The organism is Kitasatospora sp. NPDC097605 (assembly GCF_040302725.1).
In the GTDB taxonomy this organism is placed as follows: Bacteria; Actinomycetota; Actinomycetes; order Streptomycetales; family Streptomycetaceae; genus Kitasatospora.
This window is the reverse complement of the sequence record NZ_JBEOSF010000016.1, coordinates 54,159-72,402: the sequence shown is the minus strand read 5'-3', so window position 1 is coordinate 72,402 and position 18,244 is coordinate 54,159. Positions and strand designations below refer to the sequence as shown.

Genomic DNA, 18,244 nt, shown 5'->3' with positions numbered 1-18,244 from the left:
GGTTCACTCCTGACGCAGATCGGTGACGGCGGCGGCGACGCCGCGCGCGGTGGGGGTGTCGAAGAAGACGTCCAACGGGACGGCGACGCCGAGCTGTTGGCGGATCCGGGCGGCGATCGCGGTGATCAGCAGCGAGTGGCCGCCGAGGTCGAAGAAGTCCTCGTCGGGGCCGAGGTCGTCCAGCCGCAGCACCTCGCGCCAGATGGCGAGGACGGCGGCGGCGGTCCCGTCGACTGCTTCCTCTTCCGTCCCGGAGGGCGACTCGGCGCGCTCGACGGCCGGTTCGGGCAGGGCGGCGCGGTCCAGCTTGCCGTTGGGGGTGAGCGGGAAGGCGTCGAGGACGGTGTACGTGCCCGGCAGGACGGCGGCCGGCAGGGTGGCCGCGAGGTGGGCGCGCAGGTCCTCGGGCGTGGGCGCGGCGGTCCCGGCGGGGACGACGTACGCGGCGAGCCGGCGGTCCCCGTCGGGTCCGTGCAGGACGGCGGCGGCCTGGGCGACGGCGCGGTGCCCGGCCAACCGGGCCTCGATCTCGCCGAGTTCGATCCGGTGGCCGCGCAGTTTGACCTGGGTGTCGGCGCGGCCGACGAACTCCAGTCCGCCGCCGGGGTGGCGCCGCACCAGGTCGCCGGTGCGGTAGAGGCGGGCGCCGGGCGGGCCGTACGGGTCCGGCAGGAAGCGGCGGGCGGTCAGGCCGGGGCGCCCCCGGTAGCCGTGCGCGACGCCCGCGCCGCCGAGGTACAGCTCGCCGGGCAGCCCGTACGGCACGGGTTGCAGGCGCTCGTCGAGGACGTAGGCGCGGGTGTTGGCGAGCGGGGCGCCGATGCTCACCCGGCCGTCGGGGGCGGCGGGTTCGGCGAGGGTGGACCAGACGGTGGTCTCGGTGGGGCCGTAGACGTTGACCAGCCGGGCGGTGGCGGCGGCGAGGTCCGCGGCGAGCGGGGCGGGCAGCGCCTCGCCGCCGGTGAGCGCGGTCAGGCCGCCACCGGACGGAGCGAGGCCGGCCTCCAGCAGCACCCGCCAGCCGCTGGGCGTGGCCTGGACGTGGCTGACCCCGGCGCGGGCGATGAGGTCGAGCAGCGCGGCGCCGTCCCGGTGGGCGCCCTCGGGGGCGAGGACGACCCGGCCGCCGGTGATCAGCGGCAGCAGCAGCTCGACGGTGGAGATGTCGAAGGAGAGCGAGGTCAGGCCGAGCCAGCGGTCCTCGGGGCGGGCGCCGAGGTGGTCGCGCAGGCTGCCGAGGAGGTTGGCGAGCGCGCCGTGCGGCACCTCGACGCCCTTGGGGGTGCCGGTGGAGCCGGAGGTGTAGAGCACGTACGCGGGGTGGTCCGGCGTGGGGCCGGCGGGCAGGTCGGCGGCGGCGGTGGGCGCGAGGTCGTCCGGCGTGAGGTCGCCCGGCACGGACGGCTCGCGGGTGATCCGCAGGGCGAGGCCGGAGTCGGCGCGCAGGAAGGCGAGCCGCTCGGCGGGGTACTCCGGGTCGAGCGGCAGGTAGGCCGCCCCGGCCGCCAACACCGCCAGCACGGCGACGAGTTGGTCCCGACCACGCGGCAGGGCGATGCCGACCGGGGTGCCGGGCCCGGCACCGTGCCGGGTGAGCGCGGCGGCGGCGTGCGCGACCAGCCGGGCGAGCTCGCGGTAGCGGTACTCGACGCCGTCGGCGACCAGGGCGACGGCCTCCGGGGTGGCAGCCGCGCGCGCCGCGAACAGCGCGGGGACGGTCGCCCCGGTGAGGCCGGGCTCCGGTGCGGGCGCGGCGAGTTGGGCGGCGCGCTCGTCGGCGGCCAGCAGCGGCAGGAGGCCGACCGGGGTGGCGGGGTCGGCGAGGGCGCCGTCCAGCAGGGTGGCGAAGTGGCCGGCGATCCGCTCGGCGGCCCCGGATCCGAAGGCCTCCGTCCGGTACTGCAGGCTGACGTCCAACGCCTCGTCGGCGTCGACGAATTGGAGGTGGACGAGGTTGCGCGCGGTGCCCGCGAAGCCGATCCAGCGGACGGTGGCGGCGAGACCCGGGCCGAAGTCGGGCGCCGGCGTGCCGGCGGGGCGGCGGCGGTAGCTGATGGAGAGCGGGGTGAGCGCGGTGCGCGGGGTGAGGCCGCGCACCGCCCGCCCGAGCGGGACGTCCCGGTGCGGGTAGAGCCCGCGCAGCCCGGCGCGCACCGCGACGGCGAACTCCCCGAACGCCGAGCCCGCCGACGGCGCCGTGAACAGCGGCAGTTCGTTGACGGCCAGGCCGACGGCGACCGGCTCGTCGGGGCGGCGGACGGACAGCTCGACGGCGGTGGCGGGCGCCGGGTTGCCGTAGCGCAGCAACAGCGCGTGCCAGGCGGCGGTGAGCAGTTCGAAGCGGGTGACGCCCAGCCGCTCGGCGGTCGCGACCAGTGCGGCGTGCCGGTCGCCGTCGATCCGGAGGTCGACCGAGCGCCCGGGTCCGGGCAGGGTGCCGGGGGCGGCGCCTGGATCGGTGACGGTCCGCAGCCCGGGCAGGGCCGGCAGGCCCGGCTCGCGCCACCGCTCGGCCCAGTAGGCGGTGGCCGAGGGGGACGGCGCACCGGCCGGGGTCGCCACCGCGCCGGCCGGGGTGGTGAGCGCCTCCCCCCGGTGGGCGGCGGCGAGGTCGGCGACCAGCCGGTCCTTGGACTCGCCGTCGAAGGCCAGGTGATGGGCGGTGACCAGCAGCACCTGCCGCTCGGCGGCGGTCCGGTACAGGGTGAACCGGGCGAGCGGCCCGGCCGCGAGGTCGAAGCGGGCGGCGCACTCGTCGGCGAGCAGCTTGTCGAGGTCCTCGGCCGGGCAGTCGACGGTCCGCAGCTCCGGCGCGGGCCCGGGCCCCACGGCGGGGCCGTCGGGGTCCACCTGGGCGGCGAGCACCGGGTGCTGCCGGACCACCTGGGCGCAGGCCCCGGCGAGCGCGGCGGCGTCGAGCGGGCCGGTGAGTTCGACGGTGACGGCCAGGTGGTAGGCGGCGCCGGCGTCGAGGGTCTGCTCGGTGAGCCAGACGCCGTGCTGGGCGGGGCTGAGGGCGGTGGTCATCGGGTGGCCTCGCTGGTGGTGGTCGGGGTCTCGCCGGCGGTGGAGCGCTGGGTCACCAGACGGCGCAGCTCGCGCTTGAGCACCTTGCCGCCCTCGTTGCGCGGCAGCGCCTCGCGGAACAGCACGGTGGCCGGCAGTTCGTGCGCGGCGAGGTGGCCGAGCAGGAAGGTCCGCAGCTCGGCGGCGGTCGGCGGCTCGGACCCGGGCACGGGGACCAGCACGGCGGCGACCACCGCGCCGAGCACGGGGTGCGGGACGCCGAACGCGGCGGCGTCGGCGATCAGCGGGTGGGCGTGCAGCGCGTTCTCGACCTGGAGCGTGGAGACCTTGTGGGCACCGGACTTGACGACGTCCTTCTCCCGGTCGAGCAGGTGCAGGAAGCCGTCCGCGTCGATCCGGCCGAGGTCGCCCATCCGCACCCAGGCGCCCTGGAACACCGCCCGGTCCCGCTCGCCGAGGTAGCCGCGCGGCGCGGTGGGCGAGCGCAGCCACAGCTCGCCCGGCTCGCCGGGCGGCAGCGGGCGGCCGTCGGCGTCGGTGATCCGCAGGTCGGCGAGCGAGGCGGGTTGGCCGGGCGAGTCGGGGTGCTCGGGATCGAACAGCAGGGTGATCTGGGCGGGAGCGGCCTCGGTGGAGGTGTAGTAGTTGGTGATCTGGGCGCGCGGGAAGGCCCGGCTGAGCGCGAGCGCGACTGGCTGGGGCAGCGCGGCGGCCGTGGAGCCGACCAGCCGGACGCCGCCCAGGTCGGCCTTGGCCAGGGCGGCCGAGGCGAGCAGTTCGATCGCCATGGCGGGGACCAGGAAGACGCTGCCGATGCCGTGCTCGGCGATCAGCCGGACGAACCGCAGCGGGGTGAACTGCGGGGCGGCGACGCAGGTGGCGTGCGCGTTGAGCGCGTTGACCAGCATGGTCTGCCCGGCGTTGGTGCCGACCGGGAAGGCGTGCAGGAAGGCCTGCGAGTGCCGCAGCGGGCGCCGGCGTTCGTCCAGGGTGCAGCCGTACGCCAGGTTGGCGTGGGTGGCGGTGACCCCTTTGGGGGTGCCGGTGGTGCCGGAGGTGTAGAGGATCTGGGCGGGCGCGCCGGGGTCGGCGGGCGGCAGGTCCGGTTCGGCGGGATGGCCGGCGGCGTCGGCCTCGGTGAGCGTCCGCACGCCGGGGGCGTTCACCGCCCCGGGGACGTCCGGCGCGCCGCCGGTGTGCAGCAGCAGCGCCGCGCCCGAGTCGGCGAGCGCGTGGGCGGTGACGGCGGGGGCGAGCCGGTCGGAGAGCGGCACGGCGACGCCGCCGGCCCGCAGCACGGCGAGGTGGGCGACGGCGTAGGCCGCCCAGTCGGCGGTGCCGTGGCGCAGGGCGACCCGGTCACCGGGGCGCAGTCCGGCGGCGCGCAGGGCTGCGGCGAGGGCCCCGGAGCGGGCCTGCCAGGCGCCGAAGTCCAGGCGGTCGGCGCCGTTGACGACGGCGGTCCGCCCGGGGTGCGCGGCGGCCCGGTGGGCGAGCAGCTGGGGCAGGCTGGTGGGGACGGCGCGGTTCACACGGCCTCCCGGTCCTGCGCAGCGCGGCGGGCGGCGGCGGCCCGGGCGCGTTCGCGCAGGCCGACCAGGTCGTCCGGCTCGGCGTCCGGCACCTCCCGGTCGAACCGGGCGAGCGCGGGAAGCCGCAGTCCGACGGCGACCAGCACGAGCATGGCGAGCCCGAACAGCACGTACATCAGGGCGATGCCGCGACCGGGCCCGGTGCCGATCAGCGGGCCGAAGACCGGGGCGAGCGCACCGTCCGGCTCCATCAGCGGGCCGAACACGGCCGAGCCGAGCGGGGCGATCACGCCGTGGCCGAGCGGCAGCGTGGACCAGGCGACCAGGGTGTTCAGCGCGAACACCCGGCCGTGGAACCGCTGCGGCACCTTGACCTGGACGATCGTCGAGTAGACGCCGTTGACCAGGGAGAGCGCGAAGGACATCCCGAACGCGCCGGCGGCGATCACCCAGAGCCCGGCGTGCAGACCGGTGACGGCGCCGGCCAGCGCGAGGACGGCGGCCAGACCGAGCATGCCGCGCAGCCGGTGGCGGCGCGGGCCGCCCCAGAAGCCCATGGCGATGCCGCCGAGCAGCGCCCCGGCGCCGCCGGCGACGGCGACCCGGGCGGCGCCGTCCAGGTCGGAGAAGGCGAGCACCATCGGGGTGGTGAGCAGGAACAGCGGCGAGAGGAAGACGTTGAGCCCGGCGAACCAGAGCAGCATGGAGCGGAAGCCGCGCTGGCGCCAGGAGTAGCCGAAGCCCTGCTTGATCTCCTCGACCAGCGGTTCGCGCCGGGTCCACGGCAGGGTGCGCGGGAAGCGCACCGCCAGCAGGATGGCGACGGCGATCGTGTAGCTGGCCACGTCGATGATCAGGATGCCGCGCAGGCCGATCGCGGCGAGCAGCGCGACCGCGACCAGCGGCACGACGAACTGGGCTGCTCCGAAGGCGAGTTGCACGACGCCGTTGGCATGGCCGAGGTACTGCTTGGGGACGATCTGGGGCACCGCGGAGGCGTAGGCGAGGCGTTGGAAGGTGAGCGCGACGGAGAGCACGCCGAGCAGCACGTAGACCTGCCAGGAGTGCAGCTGTCCGGCCAGCAGCAGCGCCAGCATGGCGGCCTGGGTGCCCCCGGCGGCGACGTCCCCGGCGAGCATCACCTTGCGCCGGTCCAGCCGGTCGACCAGGGCGCCGGCCACCGGGCCGACGACGATGCCGGGCAGCATCGCGATGACGGCGTAGAGCGCGTAGCGGGCCATCGAGCCGGTCTCCAGCAGGATCCAGACCGGCAGCGCGAACTCGGTGAGCGCCGAGCCGGTGATGGAGACCAACTGGCCGGCGGCGACGGCCAGGAAGCGGCCCATGCTGGGCTGCGGCCCCTCGTCCGCCGCGGGCTCCACCGCCTCTGTCACAGCGGAGACGGGTGCGCCGGTCTCGCCGTGGAACCACCAGGAGCTGTCCGGTCCGCGCGCCGGCAGGGTGTCGCTCTCCCCGGCGAGGACGGCGCGGTGCACGGTGGTGACGGCCTCGACGACCTCCGCCGCGCGGTACTTGACGAAGAAGTGCCCGCCCTGGTCGAGCACCGCGACGGCGGAGCGCTCGGCGAGCAGCAGCCACTCGCGGTACCGCTCCTGGTAAAAGTCGGCGGCCGGGTCGTGGTCGCCGACCAGCGAGACCAGCGGGGCGCGCAGCCGGGGCGCGCCGGCGGCGACCTCCTCGATGGCGCGGGTGAAGTACGCCTCGGCGGCCTTGGAGTCGCGGCGCATGTTGCCGACGATGAACCGGACCTGTTCCTGGTCGAGTTCGGAGGTGTCGACGCCCATGCCGGTGAGCCAGTTGAGGTAGACCCGGTCGCCGAGCAGCGGCTCCAGGGCGGCGATGCCGCTGAGCGCGGTGAGCACCTTGCTGCGCGGCTTGGCGAACGGGAACTGGGCGCCGGCGTAGACGGCTTCGAGCTCCCGGCCGGAGGCCTCCAGCAGGCGGGCGGTGGCGACGGCGAGGGCGGTGCCGACGCCGCAGTGGCCGTAGACGACGACCGGGCCGTCGATCCGCTCGCGCACCTCGGCGGCCAGCTGCTCGGCCAACTCGTCGAAGGGCAGGTGCTGTTCGGTGACACCGAGGTCGTGGCCGGGGATCGCGACGGCCCACAGCTCGGTGTCGGCGGGCAGCAGGTCGGCGACCGGCTGGTAGACGACGGCGCTGCCGCCGCCGTAGGGGACGCAGACCAGGGTGAGCCGGCGGCGGTCGGCCGGGACGGGACGGGTGAGCCGGTGCAGCAGGCGGCGCGGGCCGCGGTCCTGCTCGTCGAGGGTGGCGAGGGCGGCGAGGTCGCGGACGGTGCGGCAGGTGAAGAGGTCCATCACGCTGACCGGGCGGGCACCGGCCTCGGTGAGCCGTTTGCGGGCCTTGGCGACGACCTGGGTGGCGAGCAGCGAGTGGCCGCCGAGGTCGAAGAAGTCCTCGTCGGTGCCGACTTCGGGCAGGTCGAGCACCTCGGCCCAGATCCCGGCGAGCACCCGCTCGGCCTCGGTGGCGGGCTTGGCGGCGCCGGCGTCGCGGCGCACCCGCGGGGCGGGCAGGGCGCGGCGGTCGAGCTTGCCGTTGGGGGTGAGCGGGAGGGCGGGCAGCACCGCGTAGGCGGCGGGGACCTGGTGGTCGGGCAGGGTGCGCTTGAGGGCGGCGCGCAGGGCGGCCGGGTCCGGCTCGTCGGCGCCGGGCGCGGGGACGAGGTAGCCGGTGAGCCGTTTGTCGCCGGGCCGGTCCTCGCGGACGACGACGGCGGCGTCGGCGATGCCGGGCAGGCCGCGCAGGGCGGCCTCGGTCTCGCCGGGTTCGATCCGCAGGCCGCGGATCTTGACCTGCTGGTCGATCCGGCCGAGGTGTTCCAGGGTGCCGTCGGGGCGGCGGCGGGCGAGGTCGCCGGTGCGGTAGAGCCGGGCGCCGGGCGGGCCGTAGGGGTCGGGGACGAACCGGGCGGCGGTGAGCCCGGGGCGGCGGTGGTAGCCGAGGGCGACGGCGGCGCCGCCGATGTGGAGTTCGCCGGGGGCGCCGGGCGGCACCGGTCGCAGGGCGGAATCCAGCACGTACAGGCGGGTGTTGTCGATCGGCAGGCCGATCGGGACGGTCCGCAGCGGGCCCTCGCACTCCCAGGAGGAGACGTCGACGGCGGCCTCGGTGGGCCCGTAGAGGTTGGCGAGCGCGCAGCCGGGCAGGCGGGTGGTGAACTCCCGTGCGGTGTCCGGCGGCAGGGCCTCGCCGCTGCACACCACCCGGCGCAGGGTGGTGCAGCGCTCCAGGCCGTCCTCGGCGAGGAAGACGGTGAGCATGGCGGGTACGAAGTGGGCGACGGTGACGCCGGCGCGCACCATGAGGTCGCGCAGGTAGCCGGCGTCCTTCTGGCCGCCGGGCTTGGCGAGGACGATCCGGGCACCGGTGATCAGCGGCCAGAAGAACTCCCAGACGGAGACGTCGAATCCGGCCGGGGTCTTCTGCAGGACGCGGTCCCCGGAGCCGATCCGGTAGGTGTCCTGCATCCACTGGAGGCGGTTGGCGATGGCCCGGTGGGTGTTGGGCACGCCCTTGGGGCGGCCGGTGGAGCCGGAGGTGTAGATCAGGTAGGCGGTGTCGTCGGGAGCGGGGCCGGCGGGCAGCGGGGTCCGCGCCCGGACCCTGGGCCACTCGCCGGGGTCGTCGAGCAGCAGGACGCGGGCGGCGCAGCCGTCCGGGATGGGCAGCCGGCGCTGGGTGAGCAGCACGGGCGCGGCGCTGTCGGCGAGCAGGAAGGCGAGCCGCTCGGCGGGGTAGTCGGGCTCCAGCGGGGTGTAGCCGGCGCCGGTGCGCAGGACGCCGAGCAGGCCGGCGACCAGTTCGGGCGAGCGTTCGGCGCTGACCGCGACCAGGCTGCCGGGTCCGACGCCCTCGGCGGCCAGCCGGACGGCGATCCGGTCGGCCGCTTCGTCGAGCTGACGGTACGTGAGGGCTTCGCCGTCCTCGAAGGCGACGGCGACGGCGTCCGGGGTGCGGGCGATCTGCTCGGCGACCAGGGTGGTCAGGGTGGTGGCCGGGCGGGCGTTGGCGGTGTCGTTGAACCGCTCGACCTCGAAGGCCCGTTCGGCCTCGGGGAGGTCGTCGAGGGCGGACAGCGGGGCGTCCGGGCGGTCGGCGATCGCGGTCAGCAGCCGGCCCAGGTGCTCGGCGAGGCGGGCGATGTCGGCCTCGGCGAAGAGGTCGGTGTTGTAGTTGAACGAGCCGAGCAGGCCCTGCGGCCACTCCTGGAGGAAGAGTTCCAGGTCGAACCGGGTGCCGCTGGCGCGCACGCCGAACGGTTCGACGTCGAGGGGAAGTTCACCCGAGCCGGCGGCCTCGCGCTGGACGGCGTAGTTCTGCACGGCGAGGACGGTCTGGAACACCGGCGGGCGGCTGACGTCGCGGGGCACCTTGAGTTCGGTGACCAGCTGGGCGAAGGGCAGCTCCTGGTGGGCGTAGGCCTCCAGGCAGGTGTCCCGGGTGCGGCGCAGCAGCTCGCCGAAGGAGGGGTCGCCCTCCAGCCGGGCGGGCAGCGCCAGCACATTGACGAACATGCCGACCAGCGGTTCGAGTTCGGGTTCGGGGCGGCCGGCGACGGGCGAGCCGACGGCGAAGTCGCGCTGGCCGCTGAACCGGGCGAGCAGGGTCTGGAAGGCGGCGAGCAGCACCATGTGGACGGTGGCGTCGTGCCGTTTGCCGAGTTCGGTCAGCCGGTCGAGCAGCGCGCGGTCGACCTCGAAGCCGTAGCCGGCGCCGTCGAAGGTCTGGCGCGGCGGGCGGGGGGCGGCGCAGGCGAGTTCCAGGGGTTCGACGCCGGCCAGCTCGCGGGCCCAGTGGGCGACCTCGGCGGCCAGCCGGTCGCCGCTCAGCCGTTCGCGCTGCCAGATGGCGAAGTCGCCGTACTCGACGGCGAGTTCGGGCAGCGGGTCGGGGTGGCCGGCGACGTGGGCGGCGTATCCGCGCAGGACTTCGCCGAGCAGCACCTCGCTGGACCAGCCGTCGCTGACGCTGTGGTGGACGACGAGCAGCAGCACATGGTCGTCGGCGGCGAGCCGGAGCAGGTGGGCGCGCAGCAGCGGGCCGTGCTCCAGGTCGAAGGGGACGGCGGCGGCCTCGTCGACCAGCCGTTCGGCGTGCGCGGCGTCGGCGGCCTCGGCGAGGGTGAGATCGGCGGGGCCGGGCGGGTCGATGACCAGCAGCGGGCGGCCGTCGTCGGTGGCCGGGTAGCGCGAGCGCAGGGTCTCGTGCCGGGCGAGGGAGGCGTCCAGGGCGCGGCGCAGGGCGGGGACGTCGAGCGGGCCGCGCAGCCGGCGCACGACCGGGATGTTGTAGGCGGCGGTGCCGGGGGCGAACTGCTCCATGAACCAGAGCCGTTCCTGGGCGTAGGAGAGCGGCACGGGCGCGTCGGCGGCGCGGCGGGGGATCGTCTGCCGGGGGGCGGTGCGGCTCCTCAGGCGGCGGCTGAGCAGTTCCCGCTTGGCGGCGGTGAGCCCGGCGGAGGACCCGGCAGGACTGGGGGCGGTTTCGGTGCTCATGACGGCGTTGCGGTCCCTTCCAGGGCGTCCTGCGCGGCGAGCAGTTCCTCGGCGGCGTCGTCGGACAGCGCGTCGAGCTCGGCGACCAGCGCGGCTTCGACGGCGTCGGCGAAGGCGGCCACCGTGCGGTGGGTGAAGAGGGTGCGCAGCGGCACGGCGAGGTCGGCCGCGGCGCGGATGCGGGCGACGACCCGGGTGGCGAGCAGGGAGTGGCCGCCGAGGTCGAAGAAGTCGTCGTGGACGCCGACCCGGTCGAGGCCGAGGACCTCCTGCCAGACCTCGGCGACCAGCTCCTCGGCCTCGGTGCGCGGGGCGAGGTAGGCGGCGCGCAGGTCGGGGCGGGTGTCGGGGTCGGGCAGCGCCCGGTGGTCGAGCTTGCCGTTGGGGGTGAGCGGCAGCGCGTCGAGGACCAGGACGGCGTTGGGCACCAGGTGGGCGGGCAGGGTGGCGGCGAGCGCGGCGCGCAGTTCCCCGGGCGTGGGCGCGGCGGGCCCGGCGGGGACGACGTAGCCGAGCAGCCGGTCCTCGCGGACCAGCACCGCGGCCTGGCCGACGCCGGGCCTGGCGAGCAGCGCGGACTCGACCTCGCCGGGCTCGACCCGGTAGCCGCGCAGCTTCACCTGGGCGTCGATCCGGCCGAGGAACTCCAGGGCTCCGTCACCGCGTCGGCGCACCAGGTCGCCGGTGCGGTAGCGGCGGGCACCGGGCGGGCCGTCCGGGTCGGGCACGAAGGCGCGGGCGGTGGCGCCGGGCCGGCCGAGGTAGCCGTCGGTGACGCCGGTGCCGCCGACGACGAGTTCGCCGGGGGTGCCGGGCGGCACGGGGAGGCCGTGGCGGTCGAGCACGGCGACGGTGGTGCCGCCGATGGGCCGGCCGATCGGCGGGCGCCGGGCGGTGTCGGCGGCGCCGAGGTCGGCGGTGGTGGCGATGACGGTGGTCTCGGTGGGCCCGTAGGAGTTGACCAGCCGGACGGTGTCGCCGAACCGGGCCCGCCAGGCGGCGACGGCCTCCGGGCGGACCTGGTCGGCGCCGAGGATCAGCAGCCGCAGGCTCGCCGGCCAGGGCGTGGCGCCGAGGTCGGCGACCAGCTGGTGCCAGTACGGGGTGGGCAGGTCGAGGACGGTGAGGCCGGCGGCGGTGGGCTCGGCGAGCTGGTCGGGCAGCGCGGCGCCGGCCTCGGCGACGACCAGGGCGGCGCCGGCGGCGAGGGCCGGGAAGACCTCCTCGGCGCAGGTGTCGAAGGAGAGCGAGGCGTACTGCAGGACGCGGTCGGCGGCGGTCAGCCGGTAGCCCTCGCGCATCCAGGCGACCCGGGCGGCGAGCGCGCGGTGCGGGACGAGCACGCCCTTGGGGGTGCCGGTGGAGCCGGAGGTGTAGATGACGTACGCGGGGTCGTCGGGGCCGGCCGCGGCGTCGGCGGGCGGGGCGTCCGCTCCCCCGGTCACCGGCAGCACCGGCACGTCGGCCGGCAGCCCCTCGACGGGCGCGCCGTCGGCGGTGACCAGGGCGGTGGCGCCGCTGTCGGCGAGCATGAAGGCGAGCCGGGCGGCCGGGTACTCCGGGTCCAGCGGCAGGTAGCCGGCGCCGGCCCGCCAGGCGGCGAGCATGGCGACCACGGCGTGCGGCCCGCGCGGCAGGCAGAACGCCACCAGGTCGCCGCGCCGCACCCCGGAGGCCGCCAGCCGGGCGGCCAGCGCACCCGAGGCGGCGGCGAGTTCGCCGCGGGTGAGGCGCGCCTGCCGCCCCTCGACGGCGAGCGCGTCCGGCTGCTCGGCGGCCGCCCGGTCGACCGCCTCCAGCACGGTGGCCGGGTGCGCGGGCAGCGCGGGCCCGGCCGAGCCGCCCGCCGCCTCGGCGAGTTCCTCCGCGTCGAGCAGCGGCAGCAGGTGCACCGGGGTCTCCGGGGCGGCGAGCGCGGCGCGCAGCAGGGTGTCGAAGCGGCGGCCGAGCCGGACGGTCCACGGCTCGTCCAGCAGGTCGGTGCGGTAGCCGAAGACGGCGTGCAGGTCCTCGCCGTCCGGGCGGACGTCCAGGGCGAGTTCGAACTTGGCGGCGGTGTGGCCACCGTCGGTCTCCACGCAGCGCAGGTCGGCGAAGGCCTGCTCGCCGAGGGCGCCGCCGCTCTGGGTGTGCACGGTGAGCAGGGTCTGGAAGATCGGGGTGCGCCCGGGGTCGCGGTCGGGGCGCAGCTCCTCGGCGAGTTGCTCGAACGGCACCCGGCCGTGGCCGAGCGCGCCGAGCCAGTCGGCGCGCACCCGGCGCAGCAGGGTGTCGAAGGTGGGGGCGCCGGCGAGGTCGGCGCGCAGCACCAGGGCGGAGGAGAAGTAGCCGACGGTGCGTTCGCTGTCGACGGTGGTGCGGGCCGCGGTGGGCACGCCGACGCAGAAGTCCTCCTGGCCGGTGCAGCGGTGCAGCAGCAGCTGGTAGGCGGCGGCCAGCACCATGAACGGGGTGAGCCGGCGGGCGCGGGCGAAGGCGTCGAGTTCGGGTCCGAGGCCGCGCAGGATCCGGGTGTGGAAGGCGCCGGCGCTCCCCGGCTCGGCGGGCCGGGGCCGGTCCAGCGGCAGGTCGAGGGCGGGGGCGCCGGCGAGCCGCTCGCGCCAGTGGGCGAGCGCCTCGGCGGCCTCCGGCCCGGCCAGCCAGGCGCGTTCGGCGGCGGCGTGGGCGGCGTAGGAGGGCGGGGCGGGCAGGTCGGGCTGCCGGCCGTCGGCGCGGTGGGCGGCGTAGCGCTCGGCGAGTTCGGTGCGCAGCAGGCCGAGGCTCCAGCCGTCGGCGACGATGTGGTGCAGCACCAGGCAGAGCACGTGCTCGTGCTCGCCGGTGCGCAGCAGGGCGGCGCGCAGCAGGGGCCCGGCGGCGAGGTCGAAGCCCCGGTTGACGCGTGCGGCGAGGGCGGCGGCCACCTCGGCCCCGGGCCGTCCGCGCAGGTCGGCGAGGTCGAGCGGGACGGGCGCCGGCGCGTCGACGACGGCGGTGGGCCGGCCGTCCTCGGCGGGGAAGCGGGTGCGCAGCGCCTCGTGCCGGGCGACCACGCCGTCCAGGGCGGCGCGCAGCGACTCCGCCGACGGCTCGCCGGTGAGGCGCAGCACCAGCGGGATGTTGTAGGAGGGGTCGCCCGGGTCCAACTGGTCGAGGAACCAGAGCCGTTCCTGGCCGACGGTGAGGGCGGTGGGCGGAGCGGGCTCGGTGGTCCGGCCGGACATGTGGGCGGACTCCTGGGTGGACGTGGGCATGACACTCCTCGGCACTCGCCTCACGGCGGGACGGCGGTATCTCGGACAACGCCCGGCCACATGCCCGCAGGGTGGGAGGGAGTAGCGCGCTCGGCGGATCGGCGGCGGGCCCCCGTACGGCCGCCGCGATGCCGATCATGCTAGGAAGCCCCCGCATGGAGCGTCAATGGTCTGGACCAGCTTGACCCGTGGGACTGGGGTGACCAATGGGACGAGTGGGGACGCCCCGGGACAACCGGTCGGCGCGGGCCGGCGGGGGCCGGCGGGGTTCGGCGCCGGCCCGCGCGGGCCGGCGGCGGTGCGCCCCCGCGGTCCGCTCCCGCGCCCGGCCCTCGGGGTCGGCGTACCTCCCGAGGAGGAGACGCCGGGGTCCACCGTCCGCCGCCGGGTTGATCATGAACAGACCCACGTGGCTACCGTCCGGTACGACCGGCCTCCTACGCTCGGAGTCGATCACCGGGCACACCGCCGGTGACCAGCGACGACGCGCCCCGCGCGGGCCACAGGACGACAGACCGGGAATGATGACCACCTACCGCCACACCCTCGCCGAACTCCGCGGGCAGCTGCGCCAACTCCTCCTCAGCGGCGCCGCCGTCGCCCTCGGCGTGGCCTTCCTCATCGCCTCGGTCAGCGGCAGCGGTGCCCTCGTCGACTCCTTCAGCCAGAGCGCAGCCGCCGAGGTCGGCCCCGGGGACGTCCAGATCACCCGCCCCGCCGGCGGCGGACTCGACGCCGACACGGCCGACCGGGCCCGCCGGGTTCCCGGGGTCGCCGCGCTCGCGCCGCGCCTCACCGGCCGCGGCGGCCTGCTGACCGCCGACGGCCACCCGCTCGACGCGGACGCCGTCGTCAGCGCCGTCGCCGCCGACCCCGCCCTGCGCTGGCAGCTGCTCGACGACGGGCGCTGGCCCGCCGGACCGGGCGAGGTGCTGCTCGACGCCGACACCGCGCGCCGCCTCGGTGTCCGCCCCGGCGCGGACGTCCGGCTCACCCGGGCCGACGGCACCCCCGCCACCGCCCGGCTCACCGGCACCCTCGACGGCCGCGGCGCGCCCAGCCTCTCCGGACACCCCGTCATCGGCGTGCCGGAGAGCGCCGTCACCCAGTACACCGCCGCCCCCGTCACGGAGCGGCTCGACGTCCGGCTCTCCCCCGGCGCCAACGCGACCCGCGCCGTCGACGCCCTGCGCGAGGCGCTCGGCACCACCGGCCCCGCCCCCGAGGTGCACACCCGGGAGGCCTCCGTGCGCGAGGCCACCCGGCAGAGCGGCACCCTCTACGGCGTGGTGCTGGTCGCCGCGCTCTCCTTCGTGCTGATCGCGCTCGCGGTCGCCCGGATGGTCGTCGGCAACACCTTCACCGTCGTGCTCGCCCAGCGCACCCGGCAGCTGGCGCTGCTGCGCTGCGTCGGCGCCGACCGCACCCAGCTGCGCCGGATGATCCGCCGCCAGGGCCTGCTGCTCGGCGCGGGCGCCTCGACCGCCGGTGTGCTGCTCGGCCTCGGCATCTGCGCGGCCGGCCAGGCCGTCGCCGCCACCGCCGACCTCGGCCCGGTCCACCTCTCGCTCGCCCCCTCGCCGCTGCTCTGCGCGCTCGCCGCGCTGTTCGGCGTCCTGCTCACCCTGCTCGCCGTCCGCGGACCCGCCAAGGCCGCCTCCGCCGTCCCGCCGATCGCCGCGCTCGGCGGCGCCACGCTCGACGGCACCGGGCCCGGCGCGGCGGGCGGCACCGCCGCCCGCCTGCGGGCCACCGTGTGGGCGGCACTGCTGCTGGCCGGCGGCGGCGTGCTGGTCGTGCTCGGCGCGCTCGCCGCGCCGCCGCTCTCCCTGCTCGCCGTCACCGTGGGCGCCATCGCGAGCTTCTTCGGCGTGCTGCGGCTCGCCCACCGGCTGCTGCCCGCCACCGTCGCCCTGCTCGGCGCCCCGGCCCGCCGCCTCGGCGGCACCGCCGGCCGGCTCGCCACCCAGCAGCTGCGCCGCAACCCGCTGCGCACCGGCGCCACCGGCTCCGCGCTGCTGCTCGGGGTGACCGTGATGGTCGGCGCGGTCACCGCCCTGGACATCACCTCCGACTCGCTGGTGCCCGCGGTCTCCGCCCGCCAGCCCGGCGTGTTCTCGGTGACGCGCGCCTCCGGCGGCGCCGTGCCCGCCGGGGCGCTCACGGCGCTCGCCGGGGAGCGCGGACTGTCCGTCACCCCGGTGCGCTCGGCCACCGTCCGCGTCGACGGGCGCGACACCCTGGTCGCCGCCGCCGACCCCGCCGGGCTCAACCCCACCGCCGAGGACCTCGACCGCGCCCGCGCCCTGGCCGACGGCACCGCGCTCGCCGGCCTCGACGACGGCCGCGCCCTCACCGCGAGCGGCGCCGCCGGCGGCCCCGACACCCCCCTGCGCGTCGAACCCGGCCGCAGCGCCCTCCCCTTCACCCTGCAGAGCGGCGCCACCCTGCTGGTCACCCCGGCCACCCTCGACCGGATCGCCCCCGGCGCCCCCGCCACCACCGTCTGGATCAGCCCCGCCGACGGCGGCGACCGGCCCACCGCCCGGCGCGCCATGGACCGCGCCCTCGCCGCCCACCCCGGGCTCACCGTCACCGACACCGCCGCCCAGGCCGAGACCCTGCGCACCCTGCTCGACCGGATGACGCTGATCTCGATGGCCCTGCTCGGCTTCTCCGTCGTCATCGCCGGCCTCGGCGTCGCCGCCGCGCTCGTCCTCAGCATCAGCGAACGCTCCCGGGAGATCGGGATGCTGCGCGCCATCGGGATGTCCCGCACCCAGCTGCGCCGGATGCTCACCCTGGAGGCCCTGCTGCTCTCCCTCGCCACCGCCCTGCTCGGCACCGCCCTCGGCATCGGCTACGGCTGGGCGGCCGCCCGCTCCGTCACCGCCACCCTCGGCACCCTCGGCGGCCCGCCGGTCCTCCCCGTGCTCGGCGCGCTCGCCCTCACCGTCCTCACCGGCCTCGCCGCCGCCGTCCTCCCCGCCCGCCGCGTCGCCCGGATGACCGCCGTCGACGCGATGCGCACGACGTAGCCGACGCGGCGGGCGGGGCGTCTCTCAGGCGTCGAAGGCCGTGGCCCGGGACAGCTTCTCCCAGGCGACGACGTCCTCCCGGACCTGGTCGAGGTGGGCGAGCACGGCGCCCACCCCGTCCTCGCCGAGCGGCAGCCGCAGCGGGGTGCGCTCCGCCGCCAGCGCGGCCAGGATCACCGCCGCCGCCTTGTCCGGGTCGCCGGCCTGCGCGCCGTCCCCGCCGGCCACGAAGGCCCGGGTCCCGCCCACCGCGGAGTACACCCCGCTGTCCGCGCTCACCCCGGCCCGGCCGGCCTCGAACAGCGAGGTCCGGAACGCCCCCGGCTCCACGATCAGCACCTTGACGCCGAACTCCCGCACCTCGTCCGCCAGCGCCTCGGACATGCCCTCCAGCGCGAACTTGGTGCCGCTGTACGCCCCGAAGCCCGCGAAGGACAGCTGCCCGCCCACGCTGCTCATCTGCACGATCGCCCCCGAACGCCGCTCCCGCATGTGCGGCAGCACCGCCCGCACCAGCGCCGCCGGACCGAAGAAGTGCAGGTCGAACAGGGCCCGCAGCTCCTCGTCCGTGGTCTCCTCGACGGCGCCGACGTGCGTCCGGCCCGCGTTGTTCACCAGCACGTCGATCCGCCCGTGCCGGGCCACCACGTCCCGGACGGCGTCCTCGATCGCGGCCGCGTCGGTGACGTCCAGCCGCAGCGCCTCCACCTGGTCGGGATGCCCGGCCACCAGGTCGCCCAACGCCTCCGGCCCCCGCGCCGCGCCGACCACCACGTCACCGGCCGCCACCGCCGCCTTGGTGATCGCCCGTCCGAAACCACTGCTCGCACCGGTCACCAGCCACACCTTGTGCACAACGACTCCCCGTGGGTCCACCCGTTTCACTCCTGACACCGGCAGCCTGCCGCCGAAAGCCGTTGCCCGTCCAAGACCCGCGGTGATAACCAACGGACATGACCCTGGACGTCCACGCCCGAGACCTCCGCTACTTCCTCGCCGTCGCCGAGGAGCTGCACTTCACCCGCGCCGCCGAGCGGCTGTACGTGTCACAGCCCGCGCTGAGCAAGCAGATCCGGGCGCTGGAGGCGCGGTTGGGCACCGAACTGTTCCACCGCGGCCGGCGCGGGGTGACCCTGGCCGCCGCCGGCCGGGCTCTGTTACCGCACGCCCGGCAGGTGCTGGCCGCCTGGGAGCTGGGCGCGGCGGCGGTGGAGGCGGCCAAGGCCGAGCAGCGCAGCACGCTCGTGGTGGGCATGAGCACCAGTCCGGCCCGCGGCGGCCTGCTCCCGGCCATCCGCTCCCGCTTCGCTGCCGCCCACCCGGAGGCCACCACCCGGCTGCGCCAGGTCAGTTGGGAGGACCCGACGGCGGGCCTGGCGGACGGCGGCGTCGACATCGCCTTCGTCTGGCTGCCGTTGCCCGACCAGGAGCGCTACCGCTGGACGGTGGTCGCCGAGGAGCCCCGCCTGGTCGCCCTCCCCACCACCCATCCGCTCGCCGCCCGCGCCGAGTTCGACTTCGCCGACCTGCTCGACGAGCCGTTCCTCGCCCTGCCCGCGAGCGCGGGCCCGCTGCGGGACCACTGGCTCGCCCTGGACGCCCGCGCCGGCCGCCCGCCGCGCATCGGCGCCGAGATCGCCGGCGTCGAGGAGACCTACGAGGCCCTGATCGCCGGCCTCGGCATCTGCCTGGTCGCGGCCGGCAACTCCCCGCTGGTCACCCTGGACGGGGTCACCACCCGCCCGGTGCGGGACATCGGCGCGAGCAGCTACGCCCTGGCCTGGCGCCGCGAGGACGAACACCGGCCGCTCGTCCGGGCTTACGCCGAGGCCTGCCGGGCCACGGTCGCCGGGTGACCTCCCGCCGGGTCC

7 protein-coding genes are annotated in these 18,244 nt (G+C 76.9%); 2 read left to right on the top strand and 5 right to left on the bottom strand.

The features are described 5' to 3' along the window. Positions 1 to 3: 3 nt before the first annotated feature. Genes ABTX81_RS19660 through ABTX81_RS19645 form a run of 4 tightly spaced genes read right to left on the bottom strand, consistent with a single transcriptional unit; the run spans position 4 to position 13,335 of the window. Complete coding sequence (locus ABTX81_RS19660; RefSeq protein WP_350547267.1) at positions 4 to 3,027, bottom strand: non-ribosomal peptide synthetase; 3,024 nt, start codon at positions 3,025 to 3,027, stop codon at positions 4 to 6. Next, positions 3,024 to 4,559: a class I adenylate-forming enzyme family protein gene (locus ABTX81_RS19655; protein WP_350547264.1), complete on the bottom strand. Its 1,536-nt coding sequence runs from the start codon at positions 4,557 to 4,559 to the stop codon at positions 3,024 to 3,026. The genes ABTX81_RS19660 and ABTX81_RS19655 overlap by 4 nt, the downstream gene beginning before the upstream one ends. Then, entirely contained in the window at positions 4,556 to 10,102 is a 5,547-nt protein-coding gene (locus ABTX81_RS19650) for a non-ribosomal peptide synthetase/MFS transporter (protein WP_350547261.1), read from the bottom strand. The genes ABTX81_RS19655 and ABTX81_RS19650 overlap by 4 nt, the downstream gene beginning before the upstream one ends. Continuing rightward, complete coding sequence (locus tag ABTX81_RS19645) at positions 10,099 to 13,335, bottom strand: amino acid adenylation domain-containing protein (RefSeq protein WP_502892809.1); 3,237 nt, start codon at positions 13,333 to 13,335, stop codon at positions 10,099 to 10,101. The genes ABTX81_RS19650 and ABTX81_RS19645 overlap by 4 nt, the downstream gene beginning before the upstream one ends. A gap of 524 nt (positions 13,336 to 13,859) precedes the next feature. Here ABTX81_RS19645 and ABTX81_RS19640 point away from each other — a divergent pair. Next, positions 13,860 to 16,373 (top strand): ABC transporter permease, encoded by a 2,514-nt coding sequence (locus ABTX81_RS19640; RefSeq protein WP_350547258.1) that lies wholly within the window; start codon positions 13,860 to 13,862, stop codon positions 16,371 to 16,373. Positions 16,374 to 16,397: 24 nt separating this feature from the next. On the opposite strand, the gene ABTX81_RS19635 is transcribed toward ABTX81_RS19640, so the two are convergent. Beyond that, the gene (locus ABTX81_RS19635; RefSeq protein WP_350547255.1) at positions 16,398 to 17,228 is read right to left on the bottom strand and encodes an oxidoreductase; all 831 of its coding nucleotides are present in this window, start codon (positions 17,226 to 17,228) and stop codon (positions 16,398 to 16,400) included. 98 nt (positions 17,229 to 17,326) lie between these two features. Here ABTX81_RS19635 and ABTX81_RS19630 point away from each other — a divergent pair, with 98 nt between their 5' ends. Beyond that, complete coding sequence (locus ABTX81_RS19630; RefSeq protein WP_350547252.1) at positions 17,327 to 18,229, top strand: LysR family transcriptional regulator; 903 nt, start codon at positions 17,327 to 17,329, stop codon at positions 18,227 to 18,229. The last annotated feature ends 15 nt before the right edge of the window (positions 18,230 to 18,244 follow it).